Annotated in this window: 10 protein-coding genes; 2 read left to right on the forward strand and 8 right to left on the reverse strand. The window is 42.6% G+C overall.

All coding sequences use genetic code 11. From position 1 onward, the window contains the following. Positions 1–288: 288 nt before the first annotated feature. The 8 genes from E2P86_RS00820 to nudK all read right to left on the reverse strand — a co-directional run bounded on the left by E2P86_RS00820 (position 289) and on the right by nudK (position 7,903). Complete coding sequence (locus E2P86_RS00820) at positions 289–1,602, reverse strand: nicotinamide mononucleotide adenylyltransferase (protein WP_085474082.1); 1,314 nt, start codon at positions 1,600–1,602, stop codon at positions 289–291. A gap of 68 nt (positions 1,603–1,670) precedes the next feature. After that, positions 1,671–2,213, reverse strand: a complete 543-nt coding sequence (locus tag E2P86_RS00825; RefSeq protein WP_134430121.1) for an NUDIX hydrolase — start codon at positions 2,211–2,213, stop codon at positions 1,671–1,673. Between the two features lie 6 nt (positions 2,214–2,219). Continuing rightward, positions 2,220–3,956 (reverse strand): phospho-sugar mutase, encoded by a 1,737-nt coding sequence (locus tag E2P86_RS00830; RefSeq protein ID WP_134430124.1) that lies wholly within the window; start codon positions 3,954–3,956, stop codon positions 2,220–2,222. Between the two features lie 78 nt (positions 3,957–4,034). After that, positions 4,035–4,667 (reverse strand): hypothetical protein, encoded by a 633-nt coding sequence (locus tag E2P86_RS00835; RefSeq protein WP_134430127.1) that lies wholly within the window; start codon positions 4,665–4,667, stop codon positions 4,035–4,037. Positions 4,668–4,691: 24 nt separating this feature from the next. Next, the gene (locus E2P86_RS00840; RefSeq protein WP_134430130.1) at positions 4,692–5,573 is read right to left on the reverse strand and encodes an SDR family oxidoreductase; all 882 of its coding nucleotides are present in this window, start codon (positions 5,571–5,573) and stop codon (positions 4,692–4,694) included. Positions 5,574–5,575: 2 nt separating this feature from the next. Beyond that, positions 5,576–6,346 (reverse strand): enoyl-CoA hydratase/isomerase family protein, encoded by a 771-nt coding sequence (locus E2P86_RS00845; RefSeq protein ID WP_085474086.1) that lies wholly within the window; start codon positions 6,344–6,346, stop codon positions 5,576–5,578. 105 nt (positions 6,347–6,451) lie between these two features. After that, positions 6,452–7,012: a DUF4256 domain-containing protein gene (locus tag E2P86_RS00850; protein WP_085474087.1), complete on the reverse strand. Its 561-nt coding sequence runs from the start codon at positions 7,010–7,012 to the stop codon at positions 6,452–6,454. 312 nt (positions 7,013–7,324) lie between these two features. Continuing rightward, positions 7,325–7,903 carry a GDP-mannose pyrophosphatase NudK gene (nudK, locus tag E2P86_RS00855; RefSeq protein WP_134430133.1) on the reverse strand — a complete coding sequence of 193 codons (579 nt, stop codon included), beginning with the start codon at positions 7,901–7,903 and terminating at the stop codon, positions 7,325–7,327. Between the two features lie 340 nt (positions 7,904–8,243). On the opposite strand from nudK, the gene E2P86_RS00860 reads away from it, so the two are divergent. Both E2P86_RS00860 and E2P86_RS00865 read left to right on the forward strand, forming a co-directional pair. After that, entirely contained in the window at positions 8,244–11,471 is a 3,228-nt protein-coding gene (locus tag E2P86_RS00860) for a SusC/RagA family TonB-linked outer membrane protein (protein ID WP_134430136.1), read from the forward strand. Between the two features lie 51 nt (positions 11,472–11,522). Next, complete coding sequence (locus E2P86_RS00865; protein ID WP_134430139.1) at positions 11,523–13,004, forward strand: SusD/RagB family nutrient-binding outer membrane lipoprotein; 1,482 nt, start codon at positions 11,523–11,525, stop codon at positions 13,002–13,004. Positions 13,005–13,098: the final 94 nt, after the last annotated feature.

The following is a 13,098-nucleotide window of genomic DNA, read 5'->3' on the forward strand; positions in this document are numbered from 1 at the left end:
GCATGGGCAAGTTTGTACAGATTGCAAATATTCCTCAGGCGACATCAGGCGGTTAAGGGAGGGGGAGAAGCTTACTTTGCATAGGTAGGTATCCTAGGCGTCTACTCTTTTTCACCTCATGCTGGCGCGAGCCTTTGGCTCGTGTCTCCTTAAATAGCAAATACTGATAAGTCCGAGCTTCAAGCTCGAACTAGCACAGGCAGGCTCGAGCTAGCACATTCTTGTGGAGGAGGTGTTTCTCTTGATGATACGGTCAGGCGGGGACAAGCCCAGCTCCTACGTAATAGACTATACCGTTTTTACAAACTTTTCGTCGTAGTTTTCGATATCTACGATGTAGCTGTTCTGAATCAAGAAGTCGAACAAATGTTGTGCTTCATCGGATACAGGCATATTTTTCGTAGTGATAATGGTATTCGTTTTGCGATCTAAATATGGATATGCGTAAAGCTTAACGTCCTTACTGAACATGCCTGAAATATAAGATAACAACTCGTTTGTATATTGCTCTTTATTGTAGTTGTCTGAGTTGAAGATATTCTTCAAGTTGGATACGTTGGTTGCAATACCGATATGTTGCGGTTTAAAACTTTTTATGAATTCGGCCAGGTGGTTGTTTCGGCGAAAGTTGGACACCATGATGTTGTTGCCTGTTGAGCACAGGTATTCTGCTCGTTGCGCAAAATAGTTTAAATCGTCGTCTGTAATAGGTTGCTCTTCGTCTAGGATATTTCCCATTAAAACCTCAATTAGAACAACGGTATTTTCCGGTAACGCACCTGTATTCTTACGAAACTGATCTACCGCTAAGTTAAAGAGGTCGAAGTTAGGGTTCGATTTTTGGCGATACTTGGTTCTAAGAATAATAATGTTCTTTTTGTATAAATAATCCTTAATCTGGGCCGCTTTTCCATCGGGTCTAAATATGGCTGCTTTAGCAAACCCTTTTGCGATCAGGTAAAGATTCAGCAAGCGCTCATTGGCGCTTTCGAAGACAGGCCCTGATACTTTAACAAGGTCAATTTCTACGGAGCCAACAGATAAGTTGTCGACCAGCGATTCGATCATTACTTGTGGATTTTCGGCGTAATAATAAGCCGCGAAAATTAAGTTAACACCTAAGATTCCTAGTACTTTAGATTGTAGTCGAGAGTCGCTGTCAAGAAGTCTGACGTGAATGACAATTTCATTGATCGGTCCGTCTACTTCATGCTGAAAACGTATTCCAATCCAACCATGAGGCTCATTGGTTTTGGTAAAGTTCAGTGTGGTGACGGTGTCGGCGAAGGCAAAGAATTTCTTAGAGTCATATTTTTCGGTGTGCAACCGTTCGGTAAGCAAGTTGAACTCGTGTTCCAGCATCTTGGTTAGTCTGGTACGGCTCACATAGCGGCCGGACTCTTCTTCGCCGTAGATGGCATCGCTGAATGCCATATCGTAGGCAGAGATAGATTTTGCGATTGTTCCAGAGGCAGCTCCAGCTTCAAAAAAGTTGCGTGCAACTTCCTGTCCGGCCCCAATCTCGGCAAAGGTTCCGTAGATATCGGGGTTTAAATTAATCTTAAGTGCTTTTCTCTTTGTTTCAAAAATTTCTCTTGCCATACGGCAAAGGTACAAAAAACAGTAGTAAAATTCGGGTTTGGGTACTTTTTAGGGAATAAAGTTGGGAGCTACAGCGCACCCAACTTTATTAATGTATAAAACAAAGCCGAGGTATGTAAGGCTTGTCCAATTTTATTATCTAGCACAAATTGCTTGGCTTCATTTATTGTCATTTCTAGTACTTCGATATCCTCAGAACTATCCAGCTCTTGTTCCTGAACTTTACGTCCATTTTTGAGTAGGTACGTAGAAGTGATATTTCCACTCGTCGCAGGGTTCGCATAGAGTTCTGCAATCTTTTCGATGGTGTCAAAGGCGTAGCCTGTTTCCTCTAACATCTCACGTCGTGCCGCATCTGCGGGGTCTTCCCCTGCTTCCACCACGCCTGCTGGAAGTTCAATAAGAACCTGTTCGGCTCCATGACGGTATTGCTTTACGAAGAGAATTGTGCCCTTTTCGGTAATCCCTATCATGTTGACCCAGCTCGGGTACTCCATTACGTAATATTCTTCTTTGATATTGCCATTCGGCATACGTAGTTTATCCACACGCAGGGTTGCCCATGGGCGTTGTACGAGGTACTTTGAGTCTAGAACTTGCCACTTCTCCATGGAAAATTATTTTACGATATCAGCCATTATATTTTTCACCTTTTCCTCCAATTTCGCCGAAACAACGTCGTAATCTGCTTTGTCTTTTAGTTGTTCCTTAACCGAACAATAGAATTTTATTTTCGGCTCCGTACCGGAAGGACGGGCAGAGATAACATCGCCGTCAACCGTGATAAACTGCAATACATCCGATTTAGGGAGGTCAATAGGTGTGATAGCACCTGTCGCCAGTATGTGACTTTGTTTTCTTTCGTAATCACGGATTTCTTTGACCGCAATTCCGCCTAACTGCTTTGGTGGGTTTTCGCGTAATGTTTGCATCATCTGTTGAATCTCTTCTGCACCAGCTTTTCCTTTTTTCGTCAACGAGATAAGCTTTTCTTGGTAGAAGCCATGTTCTACATAGATATCTTGCAACACTTCGAACAACGATTTACCTTGTGCACAGTAGAAAGCGGTCATCTCCGCCATAAAAGCACAAGCATTAACGGCATCTTTATCTCGAACGAGGTCGCCCACTAAAAAGCCATAGCTCTCTTCTCCACCTACAAGATAACTTTCGGTGCGTTCACGTGCGGTCATCACTTCTCCGATAAATTTAAATCCCGTTAGCGTTTCATAGCTTTTAACCCCAAAGGCTGCGGAGATATCGGTCATCAGGTTGGACGTTACGATCGTTTTTACGATGTAGTCGTTATCTTTTAGCTCATTCTTTGCTTTTTTAGAAGAGAGTACATAGTGAATCAGGAGGCTTCCGATTTGATTCCCGTTTAGTAGTTGGAAATCGCCATTCGTATTTTTTACAGCGAGGCCAACGCGGTCGGCATCTGGATCTGTTGCCATCACGATATCTGCATCCAAACGTTGCCCTTCTTGCATTGCCATGCTCATAGCATCTTCTTCTTCGGGATTCGGGTAGACTACGGTTGGGAAGTTTCCATTCGGTTCAGCCTGCGCTTCAACAATAGTTATATTTTCGAATCCCCATGCTTGGAGCATTTTCGGGACAATCGTGATCCCTGTGCCGTGAATCGGTGAATATACAATCTTAAGGTCTTTTTGTTGCGCTACTAAAGCAGGATTGATGCTCAATGCTTTATTTGCATTGATGTACAGGTCGTCAAAATCTTCCTTTACAAGCTGTATGTAGTTTTCGTCGCGCGTAAACTTAATCACGCTCACGGATTCAATCGCATTCACTTCTTCGATTACTTGCTTATCATGTGGGGCGACGAGCTGACCGCCGTCATTCCAGTAGGCTTTATAACCGTTGTATTCTTTCGGGTTATGCGATGCCGTAAGCATAACTCCGCCTTGGCAACCGAAATGACGTACCGCATACGATAATAAGGGCGTTGGACGAAGTTCCTCAAAGAGGTACACCAAAATTCCATTGGCAGAGAATACATCTGCTACAAGATGTCCCAGTGTTTGGGAGTTGTTGCGGCTGTCGTAAGATACTGCCACTTTAAGGGCGGTATTTGGAAACTGTTTCTTTAAGTAATTAGCAAGCCCTTGTGTGGCTTTACCAATGGTATATTTATTGATTCTATTGGATCCAACGCCCATAATACCACGAAGACCGCCAGTTCCAAATTCCAATTCTTTATAGAAGGAGTCAATTAGTTCAGTTTCTTCGTTGTTATCGATAAGTTGTTGCACTAGTGCGGTGGTCTTGCTATCATATTCTGGACTCAACCACTGTTGGATACGGGCTTGTGTAGCCTGATCAATATTACTCATAATGTTTAATTTTGCTCGCTTAAACATAGTTAAAAAAGCTTTTACAAACAATAGGAGCACGAAGAAAGCGTGAAAATATTAGGCGTCACACCAGCCATAGGCTCTATCCAAGACTGTTACATACCATGTGCCATTGTATTTTTTTATATGAAAAATGAGATTGTCTCCGCCAGTTAATACTACACGGTAGCTATCTTTTTCTATCGTTTTGATTTGTTGAGTTTCTTGTGCGGTAACCGGTTCAAATTCTTTCTTGAAATCTAAGATTTGAGAGAGCTCGCGGGGTGTGGTGGTGCTATCACAGAAGAAACCTTGTTTGGTCCATTTATCTTTCGAACAGTCGAATTCTGGAAGTTTTTGAAAGGATAATACGTAGTTGTTTTCAAAGGTCCCGTAGAAAAAGTGTTCCGGTACAGGTTTCTTAAAGTCTAAGCTTTTGACATGTTCATAGGTGTCGGCTACACCGGGTCTAAAAATAATATAGAGACCGAGATCCGGATGAATCAGTGCATTTGCTTTTTCATTATCCTGACTGAGATAGGCGCGCGTAAAGCGTGTGATTACTTCTTCAGCAGAGAGACTGTCCTGCGTTGGCGTCACCGCTACTGTTGTTGTGGTATCTTTAGTTTCCTCGGTTTTCTTTTGGGAACGCCCGCAGGAAGCGATAATGAGAAGGAGGATTGTCCCAAGGAATAAGCTGTTTGTTTTCATTTGGTCTATTGTCGTAAGCTCTTGTTATTTTTTGTTAGCCTTATTGCTGGTGCGTATATTTTCTTCGATTGTGTCCCACATAGTCGAAGGGATCGCTTCCAGTCCGCTAAATTCACCTGCACCCTGTAACCATTCCCCGCCGTCGATTGTCACAATTTCACCATTGATGAACTGTGCGTAGTCTGAAATAAGGAATGCCGCTAAGTTAGCAAGTTCTTGGTGATCGCCAACACGCTTTAAAGGAACTCTGTTCTTAAAATCAAATTTTTCCATGAGATCGCCAGGTAGCAGTCTGTCCCATGCCCCTTTTGTTGGGAAAGGGCCAGGAGCAATTGCATTGTGACGGATGCCATATTTTCCCCATTCTACAGCAAGCGATTTGGTGAGGGTGGCGACTCCCGCTTTGGCGACGGCAGATGGAACGACAAAGCCTGAGCCTGTAAAAGCGTAGGTCGTGACGATATTCAAGACCGAAGCCCGTTGTTTTTTGGCGATCCAATTCTTGCCGAAAGCCAGTGTGCAGTTGACGGTGCCCTTGAGGACAATATCAATGATGGTAGAGAAAGCATTGGCAGACAGACGTTCCGTTGGTGAGATAAAATTACCGGCGGCATTGTTTACCAAGATATCTACTTGTCCAAACTTCTCTTCGGCGGCTTGTAACATTTTTTGTATATCGTCTTCATTACGGACGTCACAAGCAACGGGTAATACCGGATTTCCAGTTTGTTTTGATATTTCGGCAGCGGTTCCTGTTAAGACATCGAGTTTCCGGCTGCTGATAACCAGGTTTGCACCCAGTGATGAGAAGTATGTTGACATGGCCTTGCCTAATCCGGTTCCGCCCCCGGTAACGACAATGGTCTTACCCTGTAGGGAATCTGTATGTAATGCTCCTTTTACCATGGTTATGCTTTCTTTTTGGTGAGATTTTCAATGATTGTTTTTAGAATCGCTCTGGTGCTTGGTCGCCACCATTGTTCCAGTACTTGTTGGATGGCGATCTCTTTGTCTTGGAGCATCTTTTCGAGCAGCTCTTTGCGCAGATTAAGCTTGGTTGTTCCCCATGCATTTTTATCGTATTGCATGGCTGCTTTCGCCTTTCTTGTTGCGGCCGTGTTCACCCGATCTGCGGGAACGAGCTCATCAATAAGATGGCTGTCCAGTGCTTCTTTTGGAGTGCGTAATTTTCCCTCTAGGAGGCTACGATATGCAGTTGCTTGCCCAAGCCAGAAACTATATAGCGCGAAAATGCTCGAGGGCACGGTAATACCTACTGGAATTTCATTCAGTCCGATGATATACTCTCCCTCCGCCATGACGCGGTAATCGCAACAGATGGCGAGAACACATCCGCCTGCGGGGCTATGTCCGGTAATAGAAGCTACGGCAGGCTTTGGGAATGATGTAAGACTGTATATCAGATCCATAAAAGCCTCCCAGAACTTTTTCATTGTTGCCTCATCGTAACTGTACAACGTAATGAGATCAAGACCCGAGGAGAAAAAACCTTCTTTTCCGTGGATAATGATCGCTTCTATGGCGGGGTTGTCCTTTGCTCGTTCTATTTCTTGTTGCAACTCTTGTACCATTTCGAGATGTAGCGCATTGGATTTACCTCGATCGAGTGCAATAAAAGCGATGTGTTCATTGTTATTAGTCTTTACAAACTCTCCCATAATTCAATAGCTATATAGTTGTTTAAGGTAATATACGAAAAAAAAGAAGTATTGTGAGGCAATTACTTGTATAAATGGAAATTAGAGTGTGTTCTTCTTTTTTGTTTATAGGATTAAGTATGCGCGGAAACCTCTTGCTGCATAGTAGGAGTCGGCACCGTTGTGGTATGTGAATACATGTTTGTATCGGCGGTCGCAAAATAGCGCACCGCCATGTTTACGGATGGCTTCTGGCGTTTCGATCCAGCTGGATGTTTTCAGGTCGAACTCACCGTGTTCTTGTAGTTTTTTGTATTGTGCTTCATTGAGGATGGTGACACCCATCTGTTGCGCCATGTGGATAGCGGAATCGGCTGGTTTATGGAGCTTACGCGCCTCTAGCGCTTCGTGATCGTAACAAACACTTCGTCGCCCTTTTGGACTTTCTGCGGCGCAGTCGACATACGTGATTTCGTTATTGTTCAAGAGAACCACATCGGGCTCTCCCTGGGTTTCTTCCATTTGCTGTATTGACCATAGTTTGTCTGTTTGTTTATTAAGCTTCTCCAAGACGGTATCCCAGCGCATGTCTGGGTGTCGTTTTGTGTTTTTTTCAAAACGCGTCTTTAATAGGGATAGAAGATCTTCTGTTTGTTGCGCGGTTAATTGTGTTTTTAATGCGGTCATATTGGTGATTCGAGCTATTGTATGTAACTAAATATGCTATATCGTTTTTCAATCGGTTACGTAAAAATAACAAATTTTAGCTTTTGTTTTAAGCTCGATTTTCAAAAGATGAATGGAAGAGGAATAACGATTTTGAATCTTCTTTAGATCACACATGGACCAGTCCTGTTATGTTTGTGGCTTTGATAAGAGATTAGGTAGAGGTCTTGTGCGTGTGAAAATGTAAAATTATCTTGAACATCAATAAAGGATCTCTATAAAGCTTTTTTGAGACTTGCGATTAATAAACGGTTAGCTTCATCCGGAAGCTCTTTACAAGATGTTGTTTAACTTAATGTACTGCAAAAGCATAATGGTTTTGCCATCTTTTATTTCTCCTGTCCCGATCATGGCGATAGCTTCCTCGATCGATAACTCTAGAACTTCAATATTTTCCTCTTCTTGCGCTACGCCTCCGCCGTCGGTTACTTTCATTTCTTTGGCGTATTCCGCAATAAAGAAATGCAGAATCTCGGTTACCGAACCGGGAGACATGTAGGCCTCAAAAACTTTCTCTACCGCTGCAATTTTGTATCCTGTCTCTTCTTCGGTTTCTCGCCTGATGCAGTCTTCGGGATTGTCGTAATCCAAGAGGCCGGCGCAGGTTTCTATTAGCATGCCTGTTTCGTTTCCATTTACATAGGTGGGCAATCTAAATTGCCGGGTAAGGATGACGGTGCGTTGCTCCTTGTTATATAATAAGATTGTGGCACCATTTCCTCTGTCGTAAGCTTCGCGGCTTTGTTGTGCTTTGGTGCCGTCGGATTTGGTGTATTGATAGGTTACTTTTCGTAAGATATACCAGTTGTCTGAAAGGACTTCCGTTTCTAGGATTTTAATGTTTGTTATCATATGTCGTTTATGAGTGGTAAACTTAACAAATTTCATTTAGGAAGGTAGAGTTTGTTTTTATTCAACCTACCTCTGTAGGAGATAATTGATTGAGCTTGTGCAAAAATGTTTGGTATATATGAGCTTATTTGTTGTTTTGACAATATATTACGGAAACGTCTTGTGTGAAAATATAAAATCATCTTGAACATCAATAAATTATCTCTAAAAAGCTTTTTTTTACGATTTGTGGTTAATAAACGGTTGTTATTGGTTAATATATAGTTAGTTTCGGCAGAAGGTGGTTGATAACTTAGTTGTTGTATAAACACTATAAACTAACACTTCTGAAACTAAACTTATGAACAAGAAAAGTATCGCATTACTCGCGATGAGCGTTCTCGTGAGCTCAGCGCTGTATGCACAGACCGTTTTGAAGGGAAAGGTCGTCGACCAGGACGGAAAACCTATTCCCGGAGTTTCAATTTCACTTAAGGATGGCACCGGAACCCAAACTGGGCCTGATGGTGAATTTACGATTAGCTACAAACAAGCTGGCGCTTTAAGTATTTCTGCTATTGGTTACGGAAGAAAAGAGGTTAACCTCTCGAGGCAAACTTCCCTAGAAGTTGTCTTGAGTTCCGATGATCGTATTATGGATGAGGTTATTGTTACGGCGATGGGTATTACGCGGGAGAAAAAATCTTTAGGCTATGCCGTGCAAGAGGTAAAGTCAAAAGAATTGACCGATGCGGGGCAACTTAGTTTGACCGGTGCGCTTTCTGGTAAGGTGGCGGGTGTTCAGGTGAATCAATTTGGCGGCGCGGTGGGGTCATCAGCACGGATTTCCATTCGCGGTAATAGTTCGTTAAACCCTGATCAACAACCGTTAATTGTTGTTGATGGTGTACCAATGAATAATACAGCTCAACGGACAGGAGATAATACGTATAACGGTGTGGATTATGGATCTGGCCTGAACGATATCAACCCGGAGGATATTGAAAGTATTGTGGTGCTTAAGGGGGGATCTGCGGCTTTATATGGGATGCGCGCTGGTAAGGGTGTTATCATGATTACCACGAAGTCTGGAAAGCGTGCAAAAGAAGGTGTTTTATTATCGTATGACGGGAATTTTTCGATCGATCAGGCATCCACTATTCCTAAGTATCAGAATTTATATGGACAAGGAAATCGCGGAGATGAGTATCATTTTGGTGAAAATGGGAGTGGGATGAGCTATCAGGATTATGCCGCAAAAAACTCCTTTAACTACGTGGATGGTGCTGGAGGTGGGGTCAATGACGGTTTTGATGAGTCCTGGGGTCCACGGTTGGATATCGGCCTTACTTTACCTCAATTTAACAGCCCTGTGGTAAATGGTGTACGACAGGCTACGGCCTGGATCTCGCATCCGAATAATGTGAAGGATTTCTTCCAATTGGGATATTCGCAAAATCACAATATTTCTTTAGCAGCCAATTCGGAACGATCCTCTACACGGGCGTCATTATCATTCCGTAATCAGAAAGGTACGGTGCCAAATACCGACCAACGGAAGTACACGGCACAAGTGAATAATATGTATAAGATTAGTGATAAGTGGAGTTACGATATCATGTCTAATTATACACGTACACAAAGTGATAATTTGATATCCCAGGGTTACGATGCTTCTAACCCGATGAATAGCTTTATCTGGTTTGGTCGCCAAGTGGATATGAAAGACCTGAAGAACAATTGGGATCAGCGTGATGAACAAGGTAACTATACATACTACAATTGGAACTCCAGTTATCATATGAACCCTTTTTATACAATGAATAATTCGTTAAACACGTTGAATTCGAATCGTATTTTTGGAAAATCATCGCTTTACTATCAACCGTATGAATTTTTGAAATTTGAAGGACGTGTGGGGATGGATTACTACCATACAGAAATATTTGAGCGTAATTATCATAATTATGATCATCCGGATGGTAGTTTTCGACAAATTAAGCGAAGCAATACAGAGTTTAATGCAGATTTCTTGGCAACTTTTAATAAGCAGTACGGGGACTTTAATGTCTTGACTACTTTGGGCGCAAATTACAATGACAGTAGGTATGAAACAAACACATTAGGTGCAGATGGATTAACTGTTTTGGGCGTATATACCATTACCAATAAAATGGGGGATGCTGTCACACATATGGGACACTCAAATAAGCGCTCCAATTCCGTATTTGGGCAGGCGTCTCTTGGATGGAGAGATCAATTGTATTTGGACTTAACAGGGCGTAATGACTGGTCTTCGACGGTTGATGATCCGTTTTTCTATCCTTCTGCAAGCCTAAGCTGGATTCCAACATCTTCCTTTGCCAACCTGAAAGGTGATGTGCTGTCTTTTTGGAAGCTTCGCCTTAATTTAGCAAAAATTGGTAATGCAACAGACCCATACCGAAATGGGAACTATTACTTTGCACAGACGAATGCTTATTCAGGTTTGGCACAGATGTACAAGAGTATGACGTATGCTATTCCTGGGTTGAAGCCAGAGACCATCAAAACTTGGGAGGTCGGTACCGAACTTGGATTCTTGAATGATCGCATTCATGCTGACTTTACCTACTACTATAAAACGGCATTCAATCAGATTTTACCCGTTGCAACGTCTAATGTTGTTGGTTTTAGCAGTATGGTGTTGAATGCCGGTGAAATTGAAAGTAAAGGAGTTGAATTACAGTTGCGGGGAGATATCCTGAAGCAGGAAAATGGGTTGAACTGGACCACAACGATAAATTTTGCAAAAGATCGGAATAAGATCCTGGAATTGTATCCGGCGTTAGATTTAAAGACGCATCAGTTGGGATGGACTTGGGGGGTAGCTAATACGGCGACAGCAGGTGAAGCTTGGGGTGCCTTGAGGAGTACGGGATATGATCGTGTGGAAGACGGAGAGTTTAAGGGAGCGATTAAGGTAAATGAGAGTGGATTAGTCATGTCCAAGCCAAATCAGATTATTGGAAATACAACACCAAACTACTTGGCTAGTATGCGCAATGATTTTAGAATCAAAGATTTTAGTTTTGGTTTTATGCTTGATTTTAGAAAGGGAGGTGATATTTGGTCACAAACAATGAATCATGGGTATGTAACAGGGGTGGCTGAGATCACTGCAGCAGATGGTATTCGTGAACGCGCTATTGTTGCCGGTAGAGATGTTATGAGCCATGAACGTTTTGTAATGTCGGACGGAAATGGTGGCTGGAAAACCAATACAATAGAAACAAGTGCACAGGATTGGTATGAGTCAGGTGGAATTGCCGAGTCCTATATCTTCGATGGTTCTTTTTTGAAGCTTAGAGAGGCCTATCTAACTTATACTATTCCTGCACACATATATGGCAGACTGAAAGGAATTAAGCGGGCTAATGTGTCATTGATCGGTTCTAATTTAGCATTGTTGTGGGTTGATAAATCTAATACAATGCGTTTAGATCCAGAAACGGGCGGTGTAGGTAGTGATAGTAGGGGTGTTGGTTTTGAGCAAGCAACAGTTCCTACCTCAAGAAGCTTTGGATTTAAATTAGGATTTTCATTTTAATGTAAATAAGGGGCAGCATGAATAGTGTTGTCCTGATCAAGATAAGAAACTATGAAAAGTTTATGGATAAAACTAAGTATACCGGCTTTCGCATCAATGATGTTTATGTCTGGGTGTACGAAAGATTTTGCAGAAATTAATACTAATCCGGATGCATTAGTAAGTGTACCACCGAATAATATGTTAGTTAATATTCTCCGTAATACAGCGGAGTCGTATGGAGGTGATGTGGATGGTTATGGAACCTTTGCCGGATATATTGTAAAAATACAGTATATGGATTTTATGGCTGGGCTTATTCCCACCAATAACACCTATGGTAATAGGTGGTATAATTGTTATTATAACCATACCCAGATTAAAGATCTGCTGGCAAAAACAGAACCGAATGCTGCCGGGTTTAAAAATGTGCGGACAATCAGCCGTGTTTGGCAAAACTATATGTGGTTTTTATTAACGGAGGGCTGGCGGGATGTCCCTTACTCGGAAGCCTTGAAAGGGATGCCGACGGATGGAAGTATTTTTTTAGCGAAGTATGATAAGCAGGAGGATATTTATCCCGCGGTGATGGCGGAATTGAAGGTTATTGCGGATGAGATGGCTGCTGGTTATGGAACGGATGATGTTGGGGATTTCGATATTATCTATAAAGGGGATATGGAGATGTGGCAAAAGTTCTGTAACTCTTTGCGATTGCGTATGGCGATGCGTATATCGGGTGTTTCGGCCAGTCTAGCGAAGACTACAATAGAAGAGATTGCCGGTGATCCTGTAAAGTATCCTTTAATCGAAAGCAATGCGGAGAACTGTTACGTTCATTTCCCTGGAGCTTTGCCTTACCTGGAGCCCTGGTATAACGCCGGTATTCAAGGAAAGCGGATTGACAACTGGGGGTTATCGGATATCTTTATTGATCACATGATGGCGACTAAAGACCCGCGGATTGCGGCTATTGCGCAGAAAACCAATGATAATACCTATCGTGGCTATCCTAATGGTGAAAAATCGGGGCCTTCTTCGTTGCGGTCTATTTCTTGGATCGGCGAGAAGTATATGAGTGACGCTGGCGGTTTTGTGCCTTTCTATAAATCGTGTGAAACGTATTACATACTGGCCGAAGCCGCGCTTTTAGGCTATAACGTAGGTACTACCGCTGCGGACGCCTATAAGAAAGCGGTGACCTTGTCTATGGAGGAGCATGATGTGGCACAAGCAGATATCGATACTTATTTAGCAGGAGCGGGAGCTTGGGATGGTACGAAAGAGCGTATTTGGTGGGATACGTGGGTGGCACTTTTTAAAGAGAATGCTGAAGCTTGGAGTTTATACCGTAGAACAGGTATTCCTTCCACAAACTATCCGTCGCTGAACTCTATTTATGGAACAGCACATAATGACCAACCATGGCGCGCTCCATATCCAAATAGTGAATACCAAAATAATAAAGTAAATGTAGAGGCTGCAGCAAGCAAAGTGAAAGACTTTGTTTGGGGTGAACAGATGTGGTGGGATAAACGTACGGGAAAATACTAACTTCATATGTTTGTTTTAAGCAGCGGGATGACTTCGGTTGTTCCGCTGTCTTTTTTTGCCGTGAATTCTAGTAGATATATTTTACATACAGCAT

It is taken from the genome of Sphingobacterium psychroaquaticum (assembly GCF_004421025.1).
Lineage (GTDB): Bacteria > Bacteroidota > Bacteroidia > Sphingobacteriales > Sphingobacteriaceae > Sphingobacterium > Sphingobacterium psychroaquaticum.